At 67.5% G+C, this 22,052-nt stretch carries 22 protein-coding genes, 1 tRNA gene, 2 pseudogenes and 1 CRISPR repeat array; of the genes and pseudogenes, 7 read left to right on the top strand and 18 right to left on the bottom strand.

Going from position 1 to position 22,052, the window contains the following annotated elements; all coding sequences use genetic code 11:
• Nucleotides 1-185 precede the first annotated feature (185 nt).
• Complete coding sequence (locus tag Q5923_RS07995; protein WP_303133331.1) at nt 186-935, bottom strand: VaFE repeat-containing surface-anchored protein; 750 nt, start codon at nt 933-935, stop codon at nt 186-188.
• Between the two features lie 112 nt (nt 936-1,047).
• Here Q5923_RS07995 and Q5923_RS07990 point away from each other — a divergent pair, with 112 nt between their 5' ends.
• From Q5923_RS07990 to Q5923_RS07980, 4 genes and pseudogenes are all read left to right on the top strand, one after another.
• Nucleotides 1,048-1,563, top strand: a complete 516-nt coding sequence (locus tag Q5923_RS07990) for a transposase (protein ID WP_303133329.1) — start codon at nt 1,048-1,050, stop codon at nt 1,561-1,563.
• A gap of 618 nt (nt 1,564-2,181) precedes the next feature.
• Nucleotides 2,182-2,349, top strand: coding sequence for a hypothetical protein (locus Q5923_RS07985; RefSeq protein ID WP_303133327.1), 168 nt, complete (start codon nt 2,182-2,184; stop codon nt 2,347-2,349).
• A 56-nt stretch (nt 2,350-2,405) separates the two neighbouring features.
• A pseudogene (locus Q5923_RS09575) lies at nt 2,406-2,975 on the top strand (tyrosine-type recombinase/integrase); the annotation flags it as partial.
• Between the two features lie 109 nt (nt 2,976-3,084).
• Nucleotides 3,085-3,468 (top strand): annotated as a pseudogene (locus tag Q5923_RS07980) (tyrosine-type recombinase/integrase); the annotation flags it as partial.
• Between the two features lie 242 nt (nt 3,469-3,710).
• Here Q5923_RS07980 and Q5923_RS07975 read toward each other — a convergent pair.
• Nucleotides 3,711-4,691 (bottom strand): ATP-binding protein, encoded by a 981-nt coding sequence (locus tag Q5923_RS07975; protein WP_009278847.1) that lies wholly within the window; start codon nt 4,689-4,691, stop codon nt 3,711-3,713.
• A 654-nt stretch (nt 4,692-5,345) separates the two neighbouring features.
• On the opposite strand from Q5923_RS07975, the gene Q5923_RS07970 reads away from it, so the two are divergent.
• A complete protein-coding gene (locus Q5923_RS07970) occupies nt 5,346-6,845 on the top strand; it encodes an ATP-binding protein (RefSeq protein ID WP_009278846.1) in 1,500 nt (499 codons plus the stop codon).
• A gap of 202 nt (nt 6,846-7,047) precedes the next feature.
• Here the strand turns inward: Q5923_RS07970 and Q5923_RS07965 are convergent.
• Nucleotides 7,048-7,124, bottom strand: a tRNA-Met gene (locus Q5923_RS07965).
• Nucleotides 7,125-7,281: 157 nt separating this feature from the next.
• Between Q5923_RS07965 and Q5923_RS07960 the strand changes: the two genes are divergently transcribed.
• On the top strand, nt 7,282-7,938 hold the full coding sequence (locus tag Q5923_RS07960; protein WP_009278845.1) for a glycerol-3-phosphate acyltransferase: 657 nt from the start codon (nt 7,282-7,284) through the stop codon (nt 7,936-7,938).
• A gap of 349 nt (nt 7,939-8,287) precedes the next feature.
• Here the strand turns inward: Q5923_RS07960 and Q5923_RS07955 are convergent, their stop codons facing one another.
• Nucleotides 8,288-9,133 (bottom strand): HAD family hydrolase, encoded by an 846-nt coding sequence (locus tag Q5923_RS07955; RefSeq protein ID WP_009278844.1) that lies wholly within the window; start codon nt 9,131-9,133, stop codon nt 8,288-8,290.
• A 304-nt stretch (nt 9,134-9,437) separates the two neighbouring features.
• Between Q5923_RS07955 and Q5923_RS07950 the strand changes: the two genes are divergently transcribed.
• Entirely contained in the window at nt 9,438-10,640 is a 1,203-nt protein-coding gene (locus Q5923_RS07950) for a hypothetical protein (protein WP_303133323.1), read from the top strand.
• 122 nt (nt 10,641-10,762) lie between these two features.
• On the opposite strand, the gene Q5923_RS07945 is transcribed toward Q5923_RS07950, so the two are convergent.
• The 14 genes from Q5923_RS07945 to Q5923_RS07880 all read right to left on the bottom strand — a co-directional run bounded on the left by Q5923_RS07945 (nt 10,763) and on the right by Q5923_RS07880 (nt 21,695).
• A complete protein-coding gene (locus tag Q5923_RS07945; protein ID WP_303133321.1) occupies nt 10,763-11,359 on the bottom strand; it encodes an energy-coupling factor transporter transmembrane component T in 597 nt (198 codons plus the stop codon).
• Entirely contained in the window at nt 11,359-12,042 is a 684-nt protein-coding gene (locus tag Q5923_RS07940) for an energy-coupling factor ABC transporter ATP-binding protein (RefSeq protein ID WP_009278841.1), read from the bottom strand. Before Q5923_RS07940 ends, Q5923_RS07945 begins: the two co-directional genes overlap by 1 nt.
• Complete coding sequence (locus Q5923_RS07935; protein WP_303133319.1) at nt 12,035-12,640, bottom strand: biotin transporter BioY; 606 nt, start codon at nt 12,638-12,640, stop codon at nt 12,035-12,037. Before Q5923_RS07935 ends, Q5923_RS07940 begins: the two co-directional genes overlap by 8 nt.
• A gap of 140 nt (nt 12,641-12,780) precedes the next feature.
• Nucleotides 12,781-14,244, bottom strand: coding sequence for a HAMP domain-containing sensor histidine kinase (locus Q5923_RS07930; protein ID WP_303133317.1), 1,464 nt, complete (start codon nt 14,242-14,244; stop codon nt 12,781-12,783).
• The gene (locus tag Q5923_RS07925; protein WP_303133315.1) at nt 14,232-14,894 is read right to left on the bottom strand and encodes a response regulator transcription factor; all 663 of its coding nucleotides are present in this window, start codon (nt 14,892-14,894) and stop codon (nt 14,232-14,234) included. The genes Q5923_RS07930 and Q5923_RS07925 overlap by 13 nt, the downstream gene beginning before the upstream one ends.
• Nucleotides 14,895-14,993: 99 nt before the next feature.
• A complete protein-coding gene (locus tag Q5923_RS07920) occupies nt 14,994-15,407 on the bottom strand; it encodes a hypothetical protein (protein ID WP_303133313.1) in 414 nt (137 codons plus the stop codon).
• A 12-nt stretch (nt 15,408-15,419) separates the two neighbouring features.
• Entirely contained in the window at nt 15,420-16,259 is an 840-nt protein-coding gene (locus Q5923_RS07915; protein ID WP_303133311.1) for an ABC transporter permease, read from the bottom strand.
• Complete coding sequence (locus Q5923_RS07910) at nt 16,256-17,092, bottom strand: bacteriocin ABC transporter permease (RefSeq protein ID WP_303133309.1); 837 nt, start codon at nt 17,090-17,092, stop codon at nt 16,256-16,258. Before Q5923_RS07910 ends, Q5923_RS07915 begins: the two co-directional genes overlap by 4 nt.
• Nucleotides 17,089-17,814 (bottom strand): lantibiotic protection ABC transporter ATP-binding protein, encoded by a 726-nt coding sequence (locus Q5923_RS07905; protein ID WP_303133307.1) that lies wholly within the window; start codon nt 17,812-17,814, stop codon nt 17,089-17,091. The genes Q5923_RS07910 and Q5923_RS07905 overlap by 4 nt, the downstream gene beginning before the upstream one ends.
• 274 nt (nt 17,815-18,088) lie before the next feature.
• Nucleotides 18,089-19,675, bottom strand: a complete 1,587-nt coding sequence (locus tag Q5923_RS07900) for an Mbeg1-like protein (protein ID WP_303133305.1) — start codon at nt 19,673-19,675, stop codon at nt 18,089-18,091.
• Nucleotides 19,676-19,677: 2 nt separating this feature from the next.
• The gene (locus Q5923_RS07895) at nt 19,678-20,457 is read right to left on the bottom strand and encodes a hypothetical protein (RefSeq protein WP_303133303.1); all 780 of its coding nucleotides are present in this window, start codon (nt 20,455-20,457) and stop codon (nt 19,678-19,680) included.
• A gap of 116 nt (nt 20,458-20,573) precedes the next feature.
• The gene (locus tag Q5923_RS07890; protein ID WP_009278831.1) at nt 20,574-20,924 is read right to left on the bottom strand and encodes a hypothetical protein; all 351 of its coding nucleotides are present in this window, start codon (nt 20,922-20,924) and stop codon (nt 20,574-20,576) included.
• A 9-nt stretch (nt 20,925-20,933) separates the two neighbouring features.
• Nucleotides 20,934-21,212, bottom strand: coding sequence for a hypothetical protein (locus Q5923_RS07885; RefSeq protein WP_303133300.1), 279 nt, complete (start codon nt 21,210-21,212; stop codon nt 20,934-20,936).
• Between the two features lie 39 nt (nt 21,213-21,251).
• On the bottom strand, nt 21,252-21,695 hold the full coding sequence (locus Q5923_RS07880) for a hypothetical protein (protein ID WP_303133299.1): 444 nt from the start codon (nt 21,693-21,695) through the stop codon (nt 21,252-21,254).
• Between the two features lie 79 nt (nt 21,696-21,774).
• Nucleotides 21,775-22,033: a CRISPR direct-repeat array (repeat unit 37 nt; unit sequence CGTTTCCGTCCCCTCTCGGGGTTAAAGGGATTTCAAC).
• Nucleotides 22,034-22,052 lie beyond the last annotated feature (19 nt).

The following is a 22,052-nucleotide window of genomic DNA, read 5'->3' as shown; positions in this document are numbered from 1 at the left end:
ACAGGCGTAGGCGGCGAGCGTCACGAAGCCGGAGAGGAAGCCGGCTATGCAGGCGACGATGCTCCATCCTCTCCCTCGTCCTCCTCGCGGCGCGGGCCGATGCTGCGCGCGATGCCGATGACGGTGGCGGCACAACCCGCCGCAGCCAGGGCGCAGATGCCCACTATCGGCAGCTCGTCTCCCGTCTACGGGAGCTTGCCGCCGGGCGCCGGCGCCTCGGGGGTCCCGGGTGGCACGAGCTCCACGGTCTGCCCCTCGTCGTTCACGTCGGCATGCGAAGCGACCTCCTGGCCGTCCAGGGCGAGCGACTCGAAGGCCACGACCGCATGCCCGGAAAGCTTCGCGCCGTCGAAGGTGAAGGTTACCTCCTGCGTGTCGTCCTCCGCATCGGGCACGAAGGCCACGGTGGAGGTGACGGCCTTGCCGTCCGGGCGCACGGGCTCGCCGGTCTCCTTGTCCACGAGCGTGCCGGTGAGCGTGTACTCCTCGCCGGGCGTGAGCCCCGTGCAGGAGACGGTGTCCACGATGGTCACCGAGTCGTCGGCCACGGCCTCGTGGTCGCCGTCGTCCGCGTCGGTCGCCTCGGTCTGCACGCCGGGCGCGGGAGGCGTCTGCGTGGGCGGCGCATCGTTGGTGAGCGTGCCCAAATCCACGGCCACGGCGTCGCGGTAGACCGACACGTCGAAGGCCGGGATGAGCGCGCGGTCGGCATTGGCCTCTGAGGGCTGCTCCTCGAGCGTGTAGTCGTCGTAGGGCAGCGCGCCCTTGGCGTCGTCGGGGTCGGAGCCTCCGAACCACACGCCGGAGTCCGCCGTGCCGCCATTGGTGTCCTTGGTGTGGGCGTTCCAGCTGGCAGCCGTGGAGGCCTGGCCGTTGCCGTCGGTCACGATCATGTGGCTCTCGCCCGTGGTCTTGCTGGTGATCTTGAAGGGCACGCCCGCGAGTCGCTGCTGGTGCCGTCCGCCACCTTCACGAGCGCGAGATCGCCGCGCACCACCTGCTCGGTGAACTCGCCCTCGGGCGTGAGCTCGAAGGCCGCGGAGCCGTGTGGCCCGCATCCTCATTGGCGGGGCGGCACGCCAGGCCTTCCTGCACCACCTGACCTGCATGAGGTGCGCCGGGACCGACAGGCGCCAGCTCGAGAGGCGGGTAAAGGAAGGAGCGCGCAAGGGCAGGTGGGCCGCCACCGCGCGCGCCCTCTCCTGCGTCAGGAGCATAGACGAGATAAGCGCGTTCTGCCTGGCCGCGGAGGCTGGCTGCCTCTCGGGGTTCCCCGCCGCACCGGAGTATGCGAGCTGGTGCGGACTCGTCCCCTCCGAGCACTCGTCAGGCGAGAGGGAGGAGACGGGGCACATCGCCAAAGCGGGCAACTCCGCGTCGAGGAGGACGCCCGTCGAGAGCGCCTGGCACCATGCGAGCTGCTCGGCAAGGCCCAAGCGGCTCCCCGGCGAGTGGGGCGCGCCCACTGCCGCCATACGCCCGCGCGGCAACGCCTGCGCCCGCGAGCTCACCTGCTGGGTCTGGGAGATAGGCCGTGGGGCGGAAGGCACCTATCACAGGTAGTTCCCCCGTATCCCATGGGCATCTCTGCCAGGAGGGCCTGCGGCCCTCGACGCACCGCCGGGAGCCGCTCGCGACTCCTTTTTTGGACAACCGCAAGGCTGCGTCCGCCACAAAGACTGACGTTCGCACGAGGCTCCCAGGCGAAGAATCGAACTACGACACCACGCCTCCCTACCAATTGCTGGGCCCTATGACCGGCAGGGGCGCGGGCACAAGCCCGCGAACATTAGCTTGCCAGGCAAGCGTCGACCAAGAGATGCGTGCCCCCAGGCCCACGCCTGGCTGGAAGTGACGGCAGGCCGCTTGACAACGCTTCTCTCGCATTAAAAGAAAGGCCAGGGGTTTTCGCCGCTGACCTCCAGTTTTATAGTCGCGGTGGCAGAATTTGAACCTGTGACCTCCGGGTTATGAGCGACCTAGAGGGCGTTTCATACCAGTTCCAGCGATTCCAGAATTGCAGCGAACGGTACCTGAACTGTGGTTTTCCCATTCTCCACGTTCTGTGCGCTCTGGGTTTCCTGTCCTTCCGACATCCGTTTGTCGGTCATTTGTTGGTTCTGATGTCGGTGAGAATGTCGGTTAACAAATGGCTGTGGAAAACGGACGTTTGGAGGACCGATGGAGTACGCGAGCAGGGGGCTGAGGAGGCGCGGCGACACCGACCAGTGGGAGGTGACGCTCTCCCGCAGGAACCCGATAACCGGGGAGCCCGAGAGGCTCTACTGCATCGCGAGGGGCAGGACGAGGCAGGCAGCCGAGAAGGCGCGCGACGAACTCATAGCATAGTGCAGCTCGAGCTGGAGGGCGGCACCGCGACGTCCAACGTGTGCGTTCGCGACTTCATGGACGCGTTCCTGCGCTACAAGGAGGGCTCCAAGACGATAGAGCCCTCCACGGTACGCAGCTACCGCGCCGAGACAAAGCAGATCTGCCACTACCTGAGCGATGTGAGACTCTCGGCGCTCACCGTGGCCGACGTCAACGGCTGGATGGCCCGCATGACCGCCGACGGCTATGCGCCGAAGTCGGTGGCCAAGCCCTTCCGCCTGCTGAAGCAGGCGCTCAAGTGGGCGATGTCGCAGGACCTGGTGCGCAAGAACGTCTGCGAGTTCTGCAAGCCGCCCAAGTGGGTGAAGACGCCCATAAACGCGCTCGATCGCGCCGCGCGCACGCGCATGCTGAGGCTCGCCGTCGCGGCCGAGGCCACGAGCCCGCTGGGCCTGGCCATAGAGCTCGCGCTCACCACCGGCATGAGGCGTGGCGAGGTGTGCGCGCTGCGCTGGAGCGACGTGGGGGGCGACGGCACCGTGACCGTCTCCCACGCGCTGGGCAACGGCGAGGGCGGCTTCTACCTGAAGGAACCCAAGACCGGAAGCTCCGCGCGCACCATACCGCTCACGGCGCACACGGCGGCGACCCTCAGGGCCAAGCGCGCCGACTCCCGGCGCGTGCTGGCCAAGATGGGAGTCCCCGCCGGCGACCCCTTCGTACTGGGGACGCAGGAGCCCGAGAGCAGGCCCTACAACCCCACGCAGCTGGGGAAGGACTTTCTCGGCGTTCTGCAAGATGAACGGCTTCGACTGCACGTTCCACGACCTTCGGCACATCTTCGCCACCATGATGATCGGGAACGGCTGCGACGTGCGCACCGTGGCGAGCTACCTGGGGCACGCGAGCGTGAACATGACGCTCGACATCTACGCGGACGTGGACCCGGAGGCAAAGAGGGCCGCCGTGGGCAAGGTGGACGAGAGCTTCGACCTGGACATGAGCTCGCCGGCGCTCTGGGAGCCGCAGGTCGCACAGCCAGCCGCCGAGTCGGAGGGCCTCACGTTCACCGTGGGACAGCTAGAGGCCATGCTCGCCGAGGCCAAGCGGAGGGAGGCCGGCCATGAGGGCGCTTAGGGCACTACTGCGGTTGCTGAAGGCCGTCGCGCGCATCGCGCTGCGCTGGATGTAGCCGCGCCGCTAGAGCCTACTCGAACCCGAGGTTCGACCTCCACGGGCCCCTTTACCTGTGAGGCCCTCGGACGGGCCGGCTTTACTCGAACCTACTCGAACCTACTTGGACCCGAGGTTCGACCTCCACGGGCCCCTTTACCTGTGAGGCCCTCGGACGGGCCGGCTTTACTCGAACCTACTTGGACCTACTTGGACCCATGCAGGGAATAGTACTGCGACGGGTCGTGGGCGCTGTTGCCGTGCCAGTCCAGAATCCCCTTCTTTACCAGGGACTTGAGGGCTGGTCGCGAGACCTTTACGCTGCGGCCGAGGTGGTCGGTGAGCTCTCTGGCGGTCACCCGCCCCCTCCCGTACACGTACTGGAGGGCGGCGAGCTCGTACTCGCCCAGGGCGCCAAGCGCGTCCTCGCCGATGTCACTCGCGATCGTGTCGCCCCGGCGCAGGACGCGCGAGGTCGCGCTGTTCTCGAGCGTGAGCCTCACCGAGGCGCCGTTCGGCTCCGAGAAGGTGGGCTCCCTCAGGAAGAAGCTCGCCATCTCGTCGTATATGCGCTGCACGCCCTCGTTGAGCTCCCTGACCCAGCCGAACTCGACCAGGGTGCGCGCGATCGTAGGGTTGCGCGACCAGCGGGTGTACTTCATGTTCTCGAGCGTCACGATGTTGGGGAGCTTGCCCGGACTCGTTATCTCGAGGCGGTCGTCGTACATCATCACGCGGATGTGGTCGCCGCTCATCGCGTAGTCGCGGTGTGTGACCGCGTTAACGAGTCCCTCGAACCAGGCGAACTCCGGGTACTCCGGTATGACCTTGAACCTGCCGTCGTCCCCGAGGTACTGGAACTCCCTCAGCTGGCTCGAGATGAACTCCTTCGCGCCATCGATGGTCTTGGGGAGCGGCCCGTCGAAGGTCCTGTCCTTGACTATGTTGAGCCTGCGCCCCGTCTCCATCTTGCTGCCGTCGAGGCGGATGACGCACACCCGCGCCCACGGCATGAATCTGGCGGGGCTCTCCGAGAAGAGGAGGACTCCCGCGTTGGTGAGGTGGCCGTCCTGGAGGAAGCCGCGGCTCCGGAGGACCTGCTCGTCGCTCGCCTCCGTGCCGAGCTCGGCCTTGTAGCGGGCCATCACCTCGGGGTCCACGTCCCCTATCGAGGAGCGCTCCTGCACCTTGTCCTCGTAGCGGCGCTGCTGACCATCTAACGACCAGAGCTCAACCTCATCGGTTATGATTTTCCGGGTCCATCCTCTCCTCGGCCTGCGAGGCGGCGCCGCTAGCCTTGCAGCAGGCCAGGGCGCTCGCCGTTGGAGCCGGCCGTCTCCCTGGTCGGGGGTGAGACCAGTTTCACGGTCTGGCCTTCGTCGTCGATGTCGGCGTGGGACGCGACCTCTTCCCCACCCGTGCGCGAGGACGGTGTACGCAACCTCGTCATGGGCGGCCATCTGGTCCGCGCGGCGCCGTCGGCGCTCTCAGGGGAATCAGCGCATTGCGGCAGGCCGCGAGAAGGTGTTCCTGGATTTTACTATCGGCCCGGAGTTCCCACGGGCGTCCGCGGACGTCTCGCAATAACGCTCGCGCAAACCAGAGACACACCGGCGTGGACAGGCGGAACTCGGGAAGCTACTTGGGAACTTAGGAAGACCGCGCTTCCCAAGTTCCCAAGTTTCGAGCCAATGAACGGCCAACGAAAACGCGCTTTCGCCCTGCAACAAGGCCGCCTGCTGCGCCTTTCTCGGGATATAATGCAATCTACTTAGGAACTTTACTTCGGAACTTAGGAAGTCTTCCCTTCCCAAGTTCCCAAGTTCGTCGAAGGAGGGCCCATGTACATAGCCAGCGACGAAGACCTTGCCGCCGCGATGGACCGCATGAGGAAGGCCGGCACAGACTTGGCCGAGTACGAGGTCAAGTCCGCCGCGGGCGGGTTCCCCAAGAGCATCCCCGATACGATATCGGCGTTCGCGAACACCTACGGCGGGACCATCGTGCTCGGCGTGTCCGAGAAGGACGGCTTCTCTCCGGTCCCGGACTCCGATACGAAGACGCTTCAGTCGAAGCTCGCGCAGGCGGCCCGCGAGCTCGTCGAGCCCCCGCAGGCCGTCGACCTCCTTGTCCTGCAGCTCGAAGGCCGTCCCGTGGTGGTGGCCAACGTGCGGGAGGCCCCGGTGCGCGAGAAGCCCTGCTTCGTGAGGAAACTCGGGCAGATGGGCGGGTCCTTCGTCCGGACGGGCGATGGGGACCATAGGATGTCGCTCTACGAGATCGACCGCTTCATCGAGAACCAGCACCGCACCGCGCGCAACGACGCCGAGCCGGTTCCTGACGCGACCCTCTCCGACCTCGACGAGGACCTGCTGGAGGGATGGCTCTCCCATGCGCGCGCCACGACGCTCGACCGGTCGAGGGCGGTGGGCGACGAGGAGCTGATGGCCAACCGCCGCGTCGCCGCCGTGGACGGGCATGGCGTCCTCCGCCCCACGCTCGCGGGAATCATGGCCCTCGGCAAGTACCCGCAGAAGTTCTTCCCGCGTCTGGACGTGGTGTTCACCAGATACCCCGGCCCCCGCAAGGGCGAGCTGGACGAGGCGGGCAGGCGCTTCGTGGACTCGGCCAACGTCGACGGCCCCATCCCGCAGATGGTGGTGGAGACCGTGCGCGCCGTGTCGCGGAACATGAAGCACGGGGCAATCGTAAGAGGGGCCCTGCGCGAGAACGTGCCGGACTACCCCCTTCCCGCCGTGCGCGAGGCGGTAGCGAACGCCCTCATGCACCGCGACTACTCCGTCGACGGGCAGGGCACGCCGGTCCTCGTGGACATGTACCCCGACCGGCTGGAGGTATCCAACCCAGGCGGCCTCTTCGGGTCGCTCACGGTGGACAGGCTGGGCGAGAGGGGCGGCACCGCGTCGAGGAACCAGTTCCTGGCCCGCATCCTGGAGGACGTCCCCTACACCGACTACGACGGCAGCACGGGTCGCGTCGTGGAGAACCGGGGCTCCGGCATCCCCACGATCAACCGGGAGCTCGCCGACGCACTCATGGAAAGGCCGATCGTGCGCAGCACGCTCGACGGGTTCGACATCACCTTCAGACACAGGAGGATGACCGAGGCCGAGGGCGCGGGATACTCCAAGGGCAACATGGAGGAAGCGGTGCTCGCATACTTCTCGGAGCACGAGAGCGCGAGCACCTTCGAGGTCGCCAAGGCCTCTGGCACGTCGACGAAGACTGCGCTGCGCTACATCAAAGCGCTCTTAGACGAGGGACTGCTGGAGCCCATCGGGACCAAGAACAGCCCGAAGAGAAGGTACCGGCTGAGCTAACGGGGATGATGCGGCACGGAGCTGCGGGGCCGCGTCGACAAGGGCACGTGGCTCACTGCGGTCATCACCTACCGGCAGGGCCGCGGGCGCAGGCAACGCTCGTTTTCGGGCGAAAAAAAATGGTAATGCTCGAATCGATTCGTCGGCAAAATATCGGTTAAAAGAAACCCCGACCTGCCTTCGCAGGTCGGGGTTGTAGTTTTGGTCGCGGGGGCAGGATTTGAACCTACGACCTCCGGGTTATGAGCCCGGCGAGCTACCAGACTGCTCCACCCCGCAATGTCTGGGCGCAACCTGTGCGCAAAGAGATAATATAGGGACCCGAAGGCAGACGGTCAAGCTCCATCGTGACTTCCAACATATCCCTTCACAATTGCGCCACGATTCGTCCGCTCTATGCAATTTCACGCGGATTTGCTCACAAGAGAGGTCTTACATGGACACCACACCCCTCGCCTCTGCCCTTGCATCCCTGCTCGTAGGCTATGCCTTCGGCAACTTCCTCACGGCGGACGTCGTCGCGCGGGTCCTCACGCACAAGAGCGCCTTCCAGACCGGCGTGGGGAACCCAGGAATGGCAAACATAGGTCATGAGCTGGGCAAAGGTGCGGCCCTTGTCGTCCTCGCCGGAGACATCCTCAAGGTGGTCGCCGCCTGGGTCCTCTGCCGCACACTCTTCCCCGGCAGCGCCGAGCTCGCTGGCAACGCCGCCGCCCTCGCGACCACCCTTGGCCACAACTTCTCCGCCTGGCATCGGTTCCGTGGCGGAAAGGGCGTGACCACCACCTGCTCGGCAATCATCCTCGCCGCTCCCGCCCTCGGGATCGCGAGCTGCCTCATCGGCCTCGCCACCGTCGTCGCCTCAGGCTACCTCTGCTATGGCGCCGTAACGATCACCCTCGCCTACCTCGTGGGGTCGGTCGTCCTCGCCGCGACGGGAGCCTCCTCTCCCCTGCTCGTGGCCTTTACGCTCGTGCTCTGCGCGCTCATGTTCGTCGCCCACTGGAGCGCGATCCAAGCTGCGCGCAACGGCAGCGCCCGGCGGGCGAGCATCTCGGTCAAGCTGAGGGAGAAGCTGGGACTGCGCGGATAGCGCCGAGCACGTCCGACGCGTCTTCTGGAGCGCACCAGCTGAAGCCGAGCACGTCCGACGCGTCTGGTTGTCTCGTCAGGACGTCCAGCGCGTCTGAGCCTCTCTTCAACACGCCTGACGCGTGCGAATTTCTCCCCACAACGCCCAACGCGCGCGACTTTCTCTCCACTACGTCCAACGCGTCTGGCGATGTGACGTTTGCGCAGGTCAGCGTTTTCAGAGAAACGCGTTGGACGTCTCGTGATAAATCTGCACGCGTTGGACGCTCTGGCGGCGGAGAGAAACGCGCTGGACGCCCTCGCGACATAGCCGCACGCGCCAGACACCCCTCGCGCCCGCGGCGCGCGCCCTACGCGCGCATGAAGCTCGCAGGCTCGTCCGTGCCCGCCACCTGCGCGAGCTCGCGCAGCGCCTCGGGAACGCCGTCGTCCAGGCAGGCCCCGACATGCCAGCGTGCCGTCTCGGCAGCCACCGGCATGGCGTTTGCCACCGCAACGGAGTTGGGAACGCGCTCCATCATCTTGACGTCGTTCTCGCCATCACCGAAGAAGGCGACCTCGTCGTCCGAGATGCCCATGGCCGCGATGAGCTCGTCCAGGCCGGATGCCTTGCTGACGCCCTTGGGAAGCACGTCGAACCAGTGGGTGATGGGTGCCACGATGTCGAACTCGGGCGCGAGCCGCGCGGCGATGCGACGAACGTAGCCCATGTTCTCGTCCGGGCCGTCGCAGGCGATCGCGGAGGCGATGAAGTCGATGTCGGGCAGCTGCTCGCAGAGGATGCCGTTGAAGCGCAGACGACTCTCGTACGCCGCCATCTCTGCCGTGCGCGCGCCGAGGACGTAGACGGGGTTGCTGTGGTCGGTCTTGGCGGGATACGCGCAGAGGAAGACGCCCGGCACGGCGAAGAAGGCGTCGGCAAGCCGCTGGAGCGCCTCCTTGTCCATGTAGTGCACGGCGACGAGCTCGCCGTCGAGCTTGACCTTCTTGCCGTTGGAGAGGATGCCCGTCTCGAAGCAGGACTCGTCGCCGCCGAAGAAGCGCCTGAGCTCCTGCTCGTCACGGCCCGTGGCGGGACCGAAGCGCAGGCCTGCCTCGCGCACGAGGGACACCGCCTCGAAGACCGAGTCAGAGACGCGGTCCTGCCCAAAGGGAATCAGCGTGTTGTCCATGTCCGAAAGAGCAAGCTTGATCATTGCGACCCCCGTCATGCGGGACGCCGTGGGCGCCTGCGTGCTGGAAGAGCGGACCGGCCCGCCGGGAGACCCCGGCCGCGAGCCGTGCAGCCCAGTCTACCACGCGCGACTCGCGCCCCTCGAGGCGTGGGGCGGCCGCGGGCCGCCAAACCCACCATTCCGCCAAGGTCCACAGGCGCGCCAGCGCAATGGAACAAGAGCGTGAAATGCGCTGGCCGACGTCCGCCATCAAGGCTAGACTGCCCCACGGACTCATCGGAATGGCGCACGTCGTTGCGCCAGGCGCGACAGGGGAGCTCGGCGCATGAGCGAAGCGAACGACACGGAGAGGCCCGCAAGCCAGGTCCAACGCAGGCGCAACAGGCTGGGGAACGTCGCGACGGTCCTCTCGATCGTCATAGGCATCGTCGCCTTCATGGCAGTCATCGCCGTGCCCGTGATTGCCTCCATAGAGCCCGGCTGGCCCCTCTACGACTTCATCAACGACGAGGTCCTCGACGGACCCCTGGGCTGGCTGCTGGGCCTGTACTTCTTTCTCGACATCGCCTTCTTCATCTGGCTCATCGTGTGGCTGAACGAACGCTTCGAGACGCTGGTCGACCGCCTGGTGCCCGACCCCACGGCACCCGCGCGCGACCGCAGCCTGGAAGAGGCGGCAAAAAGGAGGGCGCACTCCCCCGCAGCGCCACCCTCCCCCACCAAGCCGCTCACGAGAGAGGAGCGCGCGGCGCAGGCGGGGAGGCGCCGGAGGACAGTCGCCATCATCCTGGTCATCGCCTACCTGGTCGTCCTCCTCTCGATGTTCGTCACGAACCTCGCCGGGATGGCGCTCAACGGCGGCTCGACCAACCTCTACTTCTTCTCGCTCCCGTTCTGGGCCGTCGTCGCCGTGGGCCCCTTCGCGTACCTGAGGGCCGCGCATAAGCTGGTTCCAGCGCTCAACGCGAAGCCAGGGCCAGGCGAGAGGGACGCTGGCGACGTCTCCGAGGGCGATTCCGGAAACGTTCCCGAGGGCACTCCCACGATCGGCCAGAAGGCGCGGAACATGGGGCTGCTGTCGATGATGGGAGGTTGGCTCCAAAGTATTCCCGTGGGTCTTCGGCCCGCCTTCCGCACCGCCGGGAGCATCCTCTTCGGCCTGGTCATCCTCGTCGGCTTCGTCGTGCCCCGCGTCCTCGACGTCCCCTACGCCCTTCGCCCCTCGGTCGTCGTGATCAGGTCGTACGAGGTGAAGAGCGCCCTCTTGCGGGCGACGGACACCGAGCCCCTCTATGCGGTGCACGCGACGGGCGAGGACGGCGGGAGCTACACCTACTCGATCTCGAACCCCAGCGAGACCGACTACTACACGCAGCCCGTCGTGATGCAGGTGCTCCCGCACTCCGGGCGCGTTGTCGGCGTCAAGGAGGGGTACCAGGCCCTCGAGCTGCTGCACGACGCGGGTCGCCTGACCGACAGCGAGTACGACGAGGCAGAGAAATACCTGCTCACCAGGGGCACTCTGTAGCGAGATGCCCATCCGCGGGGCGTGGAGGGCGGAGAGGCCCGCGCTCACGGGAGCGGCGCCTTTGGACGGAATTCGTCGCTCCTCGCCGTCAGGCACCTCTCGCCATCAGGCGCCCCTCGCGGTCAGACGCCCCTCGCGTCGAGCGCCTCGGAGAGCTCGTCCGCCCGCTTGACCGACATGACGAGGTAGGGCACCGCTGCGGCGACCAGGGCGCGCGTCCCCGAGAGCCCCCGGGCCGCAACGGCGTCCCTCGCCTGCGCGTAGGTTGATCGAGCGAGCGGAATCGCCGAGGCGGTCAGCATGATCAGCAGTCCCAGGCGCGCGGAATCGACGCCGAGGGGACGCAGGAAGCCCAGCGCGGACGTGAGAGTGCGGAGCAGGTCGGTCGCCCGCGTCGTGTACGCGAGCAGGTCGCAGAGCAGGACGACAGAGACGATCCTGCCGGTGACGGCCACGACCCGTGCCGGCCCCTGGAAGGGCGCCTGGGCGAGCACGGTGAACGCGACGAGCCACCTGATGGACCAGGCGTCCCGGGCGAGCGAGGCGATGCCGAAGCCCGAGGCGAGGTGACCCGCGGCGGCGACGGCCACGAGGAGCAGGATGGCCGCCCAGCCCGGGGACGTCGCGGCGACCACGGAGCAGGCGAGAAGGGCGAGGAGCTTCGCCCCCGCAGGGAGGCGGTGGAGGGGCCCGTCCCCCGCCCGGTACAAGGCCCCCATCACTCCCACCTCGCACGATAGGCGTCGACCACCCGGGGCGCGGGCCCCCGGTCGACGATGGTGCCGCCCTCCATCAGGACGGCCTCGTCACAGCCCGCGGCGAGCGCGAGGTCGTGCGTCGCGACCACGAGCGGGCGGCGGAGCCCCCCGAGGAGCAGCCGGCCGATGCGCAGCGCATTGGGCAGGTCGAGCATCGTGGTCGGCTCGTCCGCAAGGACGAGCTCGGGGTCGCGCACGACGGCGGAGGCGATGGCGAGGAGCTGCTTCTGTCCGCCGGAGAGGCTGTGGGCCGGGACGTCGGCAAGGCGGTCCAGGCCGAGGGACTCGAGGGTCGAGGCGACGCGGCGTCCGGCCTCCTTCGCACCCAGGTGGAGGGGGCCCAGGGAGAAGGCCACGTCCTCGGCCACCGTCGGCATGACGATCTGGGCGTCGGGGTTGGTGAAGACGAACCCCACCCGCTCGTGCAGGCGCCTCCGCTCCTCCCAGGCGTCGAGCCCGAGCACGCGGGCCCTCCCCGAGGTCGCCCTGGCGAGGCCGTCGATCACGCGGAGCAGGGTCGACTTCCCCGAGCCGTTCCGGCCTATCACGGCCAGGGTCGTCACGTCTGCCTCGAGGGACACGTCGCGGAGGATGGTAGCCCCGTCGACGACGAGCCCCACGGCATCGAGCTCGACGTCAGCCAACGTCGCCGTCCCGCGCGACCCTCGAGGCGCCAAGGGAGTCGGACCACGCGGCGGGGTACGCCCGCCAGAGCACGCAGGCGACCGTGGTGGCAAGCACGGCCTTGACGAGGTCGCCGGGGACGAACACGAGGGCGGACAGCGCGGTCTGAGGTATGCCCTGCCCGAGCACGAGCGCCGTCCCGGGTATGCCGAACAGGTACGGGACGGCGACGCCGCCCACGAGGCAGGCCACGAACGTCCGGACGGGCGTGACCCTCCCGCCCGACTGGGCGGTGAGGCCGCACGCGCAGGAGCCGGCGACGAACCCGACCAGGTAGCCGACGGTCGGTCCCATGAACAGGGCGAGGCCGCCCGCCCCGCCGTGCAGCACCGGAAGGCCGATGGCGGCAAGGAGGAGGAGCACGACCACCGAGAGCGGAGCGAGGCAGGGCCCGAGCACGATGCCGGCGAGCATGACCGCGAAGGTCTGCAGCGTGATGGGCACGGGGCCCATGGGGACGGACGTCCATCCCCCGACGGCGATGAGCGCGGCGAACGTCGCCACACGCGCGAGGTCGCGGTTCTCCAGGCGCCGAGGCGCCCCCTTGGCCTTACCCATGACCTTCTCCCGTCTCTCGATGGCCAGCCATGGGCATCCTAGTGAAGGCCAGGCGAGAAACGCAAGGAACTTATTGACTTGTCAACATTCTCCACGAAAGCCAGCGGGCGGAACGGGGCGGTGGCATGGCCCCGCAAGACCTAGGCGAGCGGAAGCACGATGGCAGCACGCGCCCCCAGGGCGGCTCCCCCGCTGTCCTCGCGGTTGGAGAGCTCGAGCCTGCCGCCGTGTGCGGAGGCGACGTCCGCAGCGATCGAGAGCCCGAGCCCGAAGTGGGAACCCGCCCCGGAGGTGCGCGACGCGTCCCCGCGCCAGAAGCGCTCGGCCCCGTGCGCCAGGACGTCGGGCGAGAAGCCCTCCCCGTCGTCCTCGACGGCGATGGCAAGGTGCTGCGAATCGCTAGAGAACGCAAGCGTCACGCAGCCGCCCCCCGCGTGCTCGCAGGCGTTGCCAGCCAGGTTGAGCACAGCGCGCGCGAGGGCGTCCCCGTCCCACCGCGGCTTCGGCAGCTCTCCCCTCGCGACCGCGTCGCACAGGCCCCGGAAGGACGGCTCCCGCGACGTCTCGAACTTGAGGCCATGGGCGGAGACGAGCCTCCCCACCTCGCCCTCCAGACCGTCTGCCAGGGCGGCCGGGTCCACGGGCGCGAGGTCCAGCACCTCTGCATGCCCGCGGGACGCCTCGACGATCCTCCCCACGAAGGCGTCCATGGAAAGCATCGCGTCGCGTATGGCACGAACGCAGGTGGCCTGCTCGTCGCCGAGCCTCCCCTCCCCGACGTCCTCGGCCAGCAGCTCGGCGTTGCCGAGCGCGACCGTGAGCGGCGTCTTGAGGTCGTGGGCGAGCGCCGCGACCTGCTCTCGTGCCCGCCGCTCCGCCGCCCTCTGCGCCTCGAGCGAGCCCTTCAGCGAGAGGCGCATCTCCTCCATGGCGCGCAGGACGTCGTCCACCTCGGCAACGTCGCTCTTCCCCACGGGTGCTTCGAGGTCCTGCCTGCCGACCGCTTCCGCCGCCCGCACCAGGGGGGCCATCTTGCGCGTCAGCACGCGGCCGGCACGCAGGGCGATGAGGGTGACGGCCGCGACCAATGGGAGCAGGATGGACCACATCAGCAGGTCCTGAGGATTGGGCAACGCGTCTCGCAGGCCCTTGTCGGCCCACTGGGGGACGATGTCGTAGCAGAGCACGCAACGGCCCCCGTCCGGCAGGTCGACGACAGCATAGAAGGACGAGCCGGACGTCGTGGGCCGGATGTCCCCGCCTCCCCGCCCGGCGGCCAAGGTCCGTGCCTCATCGAGCTGGCGCCCACCCATGTCGGACCCAAGCAGCCTGCCGTCCGCACCGAAGCGCGCATAGCGGTATGCCGACGGGATGCCGGAGGAATCGAAGGAGGGCTGGCTGGCAAGGACGGACGCGACCTCGTCCAGGTGCGTCTCGCCATAGTTGGCCACCAGGACGGTACCGGACTGCATCTGCCCGCCGAAGACGCCCAGTGGGATTCCCAGGGCGAGAAGCGCCGCCACGAGCACATAGAGGAAGTAGCGCGAGATCACCAGGGCGAGGGGGATCCGCGTGCGCCGCGGCAACGGACCTACGAGGACCATCGGTACCCCATCCCCCGCACCGTCTCGATGGGGTCCACGCCCGCGGCATGGAGCTTGGCGCGCACGTTGCTCACGTGCATCGACACGGCGTCGTCCCCCGCGTCCGACGCCCACCCAAACGCCCCATCGCGAATCTGGTCGCGCGAGAGAACCTGCCCGTCGTGTCGCGCGAGGAACTCGCAGATGGCGTATTCCGTGGGCGTGAGCGCCACGGGCCTTCCGGCGACGGAGAGCGCGCGACCACCGAGGTCGAAGCGGACGTCGCCGAGGGCAAGGACGTGGGTGTGGGTACGTCCCTCTCGCCTCAGGTGGGCGGCCACCTTGGCGCGCAGCTCGGCCACCCCGAACGGCTTGCGCAGGTAGTCGTCTGCGCCCAGGGCGAGCCCACGCACGGCGTCCTCCTCGGCCACCCTGGCGGTGAGGAAGACTATGGGGGCGTCCACGAGCTCGCGGATGCGTCCGACCAGCTCGAAGCCGTCCATCCCGGGCATCATCACGTCGCAGAGGACGAGGTCGTAGCGCGAGAGGTCACGCCCGGGCACGGATGTTGGGTCGTTCTCGACGTCGACCACATGCCCGTCGCGCGCGAGGGCACGGGCGAGCAGGTCCGTGATTGCCCGCTCGTCGTCTATCGCCAGGATCCGCGCCATGGGACCCCACCGTCCTCTCCCTCCGGCCCCGGGGACCGCAGTTCCGTCACCGCCATGATAGGCAAGGAGGGCGCCCGCACGCCATCCCCCAGGCCCGCGTCACCCCGCACCGAGGGCGTCGCGCGCGGTCTGCGGGACCTCGGACTCGTCGACGCCGTCGTAGCGGACGCCCGAGCTCCCCTTCGCCTCGATCCTGAGCCACCCCTGTCCGGACGCCTCGCGCCCGAAGAGGATGATGGTCACCATGAGATGCGTGCCATCCTCTGCGGCCGCCTCCACGTCGTAGACGAAGTTCACGCTCGATCCGGACGCGTCCGGATATGAGTCCACGTGGGCCCCCGGAGCCGGACAGCGCGCCCACACCATGCGGGACGGCACGGGCAACAGCCTGTCGGCCGTGCTCTTGGCCACCGTTCCGGCACCAGAGCATTCCTGAATCGCGGCGCATACGAGCATGGCTCCCGCTGCGAGCGCAAGGGTCACGACGACCCGTCCCCACGTTCTTACGACCATGCCGAACACCCCCTACTCCCCGCGGCGCGCGGGCTCGAAGCGCGAGACCCACCACTGCACGGCCACCGCGAGCAGGGCAGTCGCCACGACGCACGCGCCCGCGAGGCGAGCCAGCACGGCCGCGACGGCACCCGCCCCGCCAGAGACGAAGAGCTCCACGCCGAGGGAGCCCAGGCGTGCGGACCAGCAAGCGGGAACCAGGCCGAACGCGCTCGTCCCGACGGCGGTGAGCTCCCCGGTCATGAGGCCGTGCGCGAGCCCGCCCACCGAGAAGAACGCGAGCATGAGCCCCGCCGCGCCCACGGCGATGGCCACGTTGCGGCCCCAGCGCAGCGCAACCGCGTAGAGGAGCAGGTAGAGCAGGATGCTGCCCAGGGACAGGCCCGCAAGCGCAAGCACCCACACGCCCGCCCCGAACGGACTCCTGCCCGCCACGTGCAGCACGGTGGCGAAGGTGCCCAGCGAGAGGGCGAGGGCGGCCGTCCCCATCAGCCACAGGACGCAGAGGCGCGCAGACAGGGCAATCCGACGCGACGGGACGGATAGCAGGGCCGAGAGTCCCGTGGCCTCCCCCTCGCCGTCCGCGTCCAGACCACAGACGATGCCCGCCATGAGAGGCATCAGGGCCCCCAGCAGCTGCACAAAGGCGTCCGACCCCATGGCCGGGTCCCAGGGCGCATAGGCGAAGTACGCACCGCAGGCGAGACCCGCCGCAAGCGCACAGGAGAGGTGGAGGGGCACGAGGGGCGACCGGCGCAACCGCAGGGCCTCCGCATGCAGGGCGCGCGGAAGGGTCGTCCTGGGCGCGGCGCCCCTGCCGGAAGCCCGCGACCCGCCCTTGCGCGCCCTCATCTGAGCTCCTCCGAGCGAGAGACCCAGACCGCCCCCGCCGCCGTCAGGGCGGCGGTGAGCGCGCAGGCCACGGCGAGCGCGAGCGCGACATGGCCTCCCTGGGAGACCGCCTCCACCGTCGCCATGCCGGCCGACGCCGGCTCGCCGCTGGGCAGCACGGGCAAAAACGCCGTAGGCAGCACGATGGTGGCCGTGGGTGGGCAGGCGGGCCAGAACGGCACAGCCGACCAGCCGAAGCTCAAGGCCAGCTGGACCGCCAGGGGGACAAAGATGCCCGCAAGCATCCCCACATGCATCGTAAGCAGGAGCGTTGCCGGGATCATCCACGAGCTCGCGACCACGAGGGAGAGCGCCGCCGCCAGCATCGCCCCCATGCCCGCCGCCCCCTCGGGAGCCGCGATCGCGAGGGCCGCGTACACGGCGAGCACCACCAGGTTGGCGAGCAGCGAGAGGCCCAGGCACCAGATGACCTTGGCGCACCACGCGCGTCCGAGCGGCACGCCGTCGGAGAGCAGGGCGCGGTTTCCCATGCGGGCATCTGCGTTGGCCACCGTGGCGGCGACGAGCGAGAGCATGACCGGCATCAGCAGCACATACCAGTAGTTCCAGGGCGTGTAGGAGATGCTCGCCCCCGGCACGATCAGGACCGCCAGGGCAGCAAGCAGCGGGAAGGGCAGGGCGAGGGCGACCGCCAGCCGCAGGGGCGCGGCGTGCCTCGACTTCAGCGCCTCCGCGCGCAGCGCCGAGACGAGCGTGGCGCCCACAGCCCCGGTCCCCTTGGCACTCTTGGTACCCTCGTCCCTCCTCGCCCCGCGGCGCGACGTGGCGGTCATCTGGACCCCTCCTTCCGGCACACGTCCAGGCACACGTCCATGAAGAGCCTCTCCAGGTCCTCTCCCTCGCGCAGCACGTCCTCGTAGGCGAGCCTGCCGCCCACGATGATGCCCACGGAATCGGCCATGTGCTGGACCTCGCCCAGGATGTGGCTGGAGAGCAGCACCGTGATGCCACGCTCCGGGAAGCTCCTGACCAGCCCGCGCAGGTCCTCTATGCCCAGGGGGTCGAGGCCGTTGGTGGGCTCGTCCAGGATCAGCAGGCGGGGGCTCGCGAGCAGGGCGAGGGCGATTCCCAGGCGCTGCCGCATGCCCAGCGAGAAGCGGTCCGCACGCTTGGAGCCCGTGTCGGTGAGGTCAACCGTATTCAGGACCTCGTCGATGCGCCCCTCCGGCAGGCCGAGGAGCGTGGTGCGCACGCGCAGGTTCTCGCGGGCGGTGAGGTTGGGGTAGAGGGGCGGCTGCTCCACGAGCGAGCCTATGCGGTACAGGTCGTCGCGACGCCAGGGGCGACCCTCGAAGAGCATCTCGCCCTCCGTCGGGCGCAGCATGCCCGTGATCATCTTGAGGGTGGTCGACTTCCCCGCCCCGTTGGGACCGAGGAGCCCGTATACCCTCCCCTCCTCGACGTGCAGCGAGACGTGGTCGACCGCCGTCTGGGCGTTCGCTCCACGCCCGAAGCGCTTGACCAACCCGCGCGTCTCCAGGACACATGCAGCCATGGGATCTCCTTCCGTTCTGGCTTCTCGTCTTCGAGAACCAGTCTGGGGGCGATCCCTAAAGGAACGCTAAAGGACGTAGCCAATGCGGCCCTCCGGACGCGCCGGAAGGCGAGGCGGTGACGCGCAAACCAGGCGCAGAATGCGCGCCTGCCGACAAACTCGCAGGTCAATGAAAAGCGGCGCGCACTTGGGGAATGGCCTGCACGCCAATGATGCGCGAGCTGCGCCATTGGCCGGCCCTGCCGTGGAAAACCGTCACGAACGGGCGCCTGCACTAGGATGCCGAGAGCCGACCCCGAATCTCATCGAGCATCGAGGTGGCCCTCGCAACCTGGCTGGCAATCTCGTCCATCTCGCCCGCATACCGAGCCTGATGCTCCTCGGCGGCCCGGAAGGCGGCCAGTATGACTTCCCTGGAGACGTCGTTCATGTCGATTTGCTTGCGCAGGTACGTCTCCATGTCGTTACGATAGCGCTCCACGTCAAGTCGTCCCACGAGGTTCTCGAAGCGGTACCGTATGTCCCAGCGCGTGATGTCCCACCATGGCTCGGCATCCACCTGGGCAACGATGTCGAGAAGCTCCTGCATGCGCTCGTCAGACCAATCGCGGATCTCCTCCTGACGCACGGCAACAACCTCGGTCCGCCGTACGCCAGAGTCGATGTCCCCCTCGGTGGACTTCAGGGCGGACCCAAAGCGACCGGCCCACTCCGAGTCGGCTCCCAGCAAACGGGCCAGCACCCCCATGGCCCACGGGCGTCTGGCGCCACTCCTCACGATGGTGAGGAGCAGGGCCGCGAGGACCTTGCCTGCCAGGCCGATGCCAGCCAGCTGGCTCAAGAGGTCCTCGGCATGGGGATATTTTCCTATGGCAGCGACAAGCATGCCGAGCTCCTCCGGATGCTGTCGGATGTAATCCCTGGCATGGCTCGGGTCATCTGCGCACGCACCGATCAACCCCGCAATCCGCCGCTGCTGCGCGGCGGGCACGTTGTCCATGATCCATAGGGTGAAGTGGTTGATCGTCTTCCAATATCCGCTCGCCCTCCCAGAGGAGTCCAGCCTGAAGTCCTTGGAATTCGAGAAGAGCATCATGGGGGCATGGTTTCTCGGGAGGAAGCTCGCGTCACCGCGTAGGAGCCAGTTGAGGGCGGACCCAAAGCCCTCGTGGTCCTGCCCCGACTCCAGAAAGTGGGTGTCTCCCGCCACGGAGCAGAGCAGGGCGCTCACGAAATCGCCCTCGTAGTCATAGGCGTGGATGTGGGCCTTCCTCGCGGCAATCTGGGAGGCATACTTGTTCATGAAGTTGCGACTGAACCCCTGCCCGTCAAAGGAATAGCACTCGTCGACGTTGGGATTGGTCACTGCGACGTACATGGCCTTGTTGCCGCCCTTCGAGTGACCCGTCACAGTGACGTGGTAATCGCCACCGCACACCATCTGGTCGACATAGGCGCTCGCGGCCCTCTGGTTTGGGGTGTCGTACTCGTAGAGGCCCTTGAAGTTATCGCCCCACTCCCCCGTCGAACCCTGGGTCCCCTTGAAGACGATGTACATGTCGTTCGTCTGCCTGTTCACAAGGGTCAGGTTGCGGCTGGTCTGGCCGTTCGTGCCAGGCTGGGTAAGGTCCTTCACGCTCAGGCCGGCAATCTCGGGATCGTTCAGCGCGTGGTCAATGAGGGCCCTGTACTGCTCGTCGCTGATGTAGCCATCATGCTGGTTGGCTCTCCCGGCGTGGGACTTCATGTACTGGAGCAAGACCCTCATGTCGGACGTCCCAAGGGCCTTGTACGCGTTCGACATGCCCTCTTGGTAGATGAGGGTGTTGAGCTGGGCTAGCTGGTCGGCACCCAGGGACATGCCTAGCCCACCCCCAGAAGGTCACCGGTTTGCTGCCATGCGTGTTGTCCGGACCTCACGGCCTCGTCGGCCCATTCCCAGGCGAAGCTCGCCCCATCTAGGGGCTTGGTCACCTTGTGGGCCTCCCAGTGGATGTCCAGGCCGGTCCTCCTCAAGGCTTCCACCATCCTCGAGACGCGTCCGGAGTAGTCCTTCTCGCTCAGGGTGCATTCGGGCGAGAGGTACACCCACACGTGGCCGTCAAGGTAGGGGCCCATCACGGACAGGCTGGCATCAGGGGGGATGGAGACACTCTGACCCTGGTCGTGGACATCGTTCTCCACCTCCGGGTAGGGCCTCTCGGTCATGCCCGCATCACATAGCCACGTGCCTTGGGGAAGGTCTCCGAAGGCCGACGATGCCGCCGCCTCTGCCGCCGCTTCGTATTCCTCGTGTAGCCGCACGTATGGATAGGTGTCAGACCACTGCGGCCCACCGTCTTGGGGAGCACCGCCCGGGAAGAAGGTGCACTTGCACGTCGCCCCTGCGAATGGGCCGGAATCCACCGTGCAGGTCACGCTGTCGGCCTCGGCGAGCACCCCGCGGGAAAGTGTCACCTCGGTTGCCCTGAACGTCTCGCCGTACCTATCGGAGAGGTGGTCTTCCACGGCCTCGGCATAGCGGACGTTCTCCCGCGCGGTGACGGAAGGCCATGCGCCCCTCTCGAGGGATGAGAGCACCTCATCGGGCGCGCCCAGCTGTCTTGCCATCGCGCGGTCACGTTCGGTGACCTCTTCGCTCATGTTCGCTACCTCCTGCGTCGTGTGCGAGCTTCCCAGCGTGCCTGGCATGCAGCCCGCGCAACCAATCGCCACCAGAGCCGCAAGGGCCATTTCTGCGACCAGGGAGTGGGCACCCCTCACCATGAGGAGCCCCCACCGGTGCCGCCCCCTGCGGCGAGAGGACTCGCGTCTGATGGTTCGCCGATGCGCGCGTTTCGTCTCGCCGCCTCGAAGTCGGCTCCCTGGAAGTCCGCCTTAGCCGCAGCGATGTCATCGGCGAGCGCCGAGAGGGTGCCCGATAGTGCTGTGGCACAGGCTCCTATGGCCCGCCCCACGCCCTCAAGGGCCTGTCCCCCCGACCCCGTCGTCAGCGTAAGGGAGTAGTCGGCAGCCGTCACCATGGCGGCATCGTCAGCCAGGGAGCGAAGCATGGCGACGATGTCATCGACACTGTCGGGAACGATGGTTATCTGACCGGATTGTCCCATGGCTGCACCTCAATCGAACTGGGCGTCGTCGGCGTCAAGGTCCTCGATGAATGCATTGGTCTTCCCGATGATGGGGGCAAGCGCCTGCTCGAGCACGTAGAGGGCCCTGACGATCTTGGCTTTGTCGGCCTCAAGCGGCACGCTAATGCGCTCGGAGCGGATTCCGGTGGCAATAAGCAGGTCAATCAGCTTGGCAGACTCGCTGCCCAGCGCAACGAGCTTTTCCACGTGCTCCCGTGCGAGCCCGGCATCGTAGGCAAGCTCGTGGTCGGACACCTTAAAGTCCATGGAATTCCTTCCCTCGCATGAGTGCCACGCACCAAACGGCTAGGCGTACGGGCCCGTTCGCCAAAGACGTCCCTCGGCCTCGCGACGAGCGGCCTCTGCGCGTTCCCGCGCCCGCTCGCTCGCAATCTCCGCTCGTATGGAGGAGAGGCGCGCCCGCTCTTCGTCCAGTTCGGCCTCGGCCCGCAGCGTTGCCACGCTTGCCTGAGCGTCCACCTCAAAGAACCCGGCAGACATCACTTGGTCGAGCTCGCCCGTCAGGTAGCCCACGGTGTGTTCGGCGTACCTTCGCGCAGTGCGCATACCCGATATGCCACCTGCGCGCCTGGCCACGTTTGCCTTGTACGCAAGCTGGTCCCGAAACCTGTCGGACGAGCGTGCGACCTCTGCGCGAAAATCCGAAAGGCTGTCAAGAACGCATGTGAGCTCCTCTATACGCGAGAGGCACAACCTTTCCTGGGCGCGTAGGTACGAGATGGCGGACATGCCTACCCTCCCTCGTTCGAACTCGTTTCCCTAGGTCAACACGCATTCGACCTCGACCGCGACCCGAGCGAGGCGGTGGCGTTTCCGTCCCCTCTCGGGGTTAAAGGGATTTCAACTATGTCAATGGAGACGATACCACGCTCAGAGTGTTTGGTTTCCGTCCCCTCTCGGGGTTAAAGGGATTTCAACGCGAGGAACGCTTCAAGGAGTGCGCGGCGGGCATCCACGTTTCCGTCCCCTCTCGGGGTTAAAGGGATTTCAACAGACAACATTAGAGAGGGGAAATCATGAGCATCGATACCGTTTCCGTCCCCTCTCGGGGTTAAAGGGATTTCAACGAGGCGTAGCGATGGTCGC

It is taken from the genome of uncultured Olsenella sp., from assembly GCF_959602185.1.
Classification (GTDB): Bacteria; Actinomycetota; Coriobacteriia; order Coriobacteriales; family Atopobiaceae; genus Olsenella_I; species Olsenella_I phocaeensis.
The sequence above is the reverse complement of the archived record's forward strand: the minus strand, read 5'-3'. Positions and strand labels throughout refer to the sequence as shown.

Excerpts from the sequence above, each read along its gene's own strand:
- Q5923_RS07985 (WP_303133327.1), top strand. The coding sequence starts at position 2,182 with ATGGAGTACGCGAGCAGGGGGCTGAGGAGGCGCGGCGACACCGACCAG.
- Q5923_RS07970 (WP_009278846.1), top strand. The coding sequence starts at position 5,346 with ATGTACATAGCCAGCGACGAAGACCTTGCCGCCGCGATGGACCGCATG.
- Q5923_RS07960 (WP_009278845.1), top strand. The coding sequence starts at position 7,282 with ATGGACACCACACCCCTCGCCTCTGCCCTTGCATCCCTGCTCGTAGGC.
- Q5923_RS07955 (WP_009278844.1), bottom strand. The coding sequence starts at position 9,133 with ATGATCAAGCTTGCTCTTTCGGACATGGACAACACGCTGATTCCCTTT.
- Q5923_RS07950 (WP_303133323.1), top strand. The coding sequence starts at position 9,438 with ATGAGCGAAGCGAACGACACGGAGAGGCCCGCAAGCCAGGTCCAACGC.
- Q5923_RS07945 (WP_303133321.1), bottom strand. The coding sequence starts at position 11,359 with ATGGGGGCCTTGTACCGGGCGGGGGACGGGCCCCTCCACCGCCTCCCT.
- Q5923_RS07935 (WP_303133319.1), bottom strand. The coding sequence starts at position 12,640 with ATGGGTAAGGCCAAGGGGGCGCCTCGGCGCCTGGAGAACCGCGACCTC.
- Q5923_RS07930 (WP_303133317.1), bottom strand. The coding sequence starts at position 14,244 with ATGGTCCTCGTAGGTCCGTTGCCGCGGCGCACGCGGATCCCCCTCGCC.
- Q5923_RS07925 (WP_303133315.1), bottom strand. The coding sequence starts at position 14,894 with ATGGCGCGGATCCTGGCGATAGACGACGAGCGGGCAATCACGGACCTG.
- Q5923_RS07920 (WP_303133313.1), bottom strand. The coding sequence starts at position 15,407 with ATGGTCGTAAGAACGTGGGGACGGGTCGTCGTGACCCTTGCGCTCGCA.
- Q5923_RS07915 (WP_303133311.1), bottom strand. The coding sequence starts at position 16,259 with ATGAGGGCGCGCAAGGGCGGGTCGCGGGCTTCCGGCAGGGGCGCCGCG.
- Q5923_RS07910 (WP_303133309.1), bottom strand. The coding sequence starts at position 17,092 with ATGACCGCCACGTCGCGCCGCGGGGCGAGGAGGGACGAGGGTACCAAG.
- Q5923_RS07905 (WP_303133307.1), bottom strand. The coding sequence starts at position 17,814 with ATGGCTGCATGTGTCCTGGAGACGCGCGGGTTGGTCAAGCGCTTCGGG.
- Q5923_RS07900 (WP_303133305.1), bottom strand. The coding sequence starts at position 19,675 with ATGTCCCTGGGTGCCGACCAGCTAGCCCAGCTCAACACCCTCATCTAC.
- Q5923_RS07895 (WP_303133303.1), bottom strand. The coding sequence starts at position 20,457 with ATGAGCGAAGAGGTCACCGAACGTGACCGCGCGATGGCAAGACAGCTG.
- Q5923_RS07890 (WP_009278831.1), bottom strand. The coding sequence starts at position 20,924 with ATGGGACAATCCGGTCAGATAACCATCGTTCCCGACAGTGTCGATGAC.
- Q5923_RS07885 (WP_303133300.1), bottom strand. The coding sequence starts at position 21,212 with ATGGACTTTAAGGTGTCCGACCACGAGCTTGCCTACGATGCCGGGCTC.
- Q5923_RS07880 (WP_303133299.1), bottom strand. The coding sequence starts at position 21,695 with ATGTCCGCCATCTCGTACCTACGCGCCCAGGAAAGGTTGTGCCTCTCG.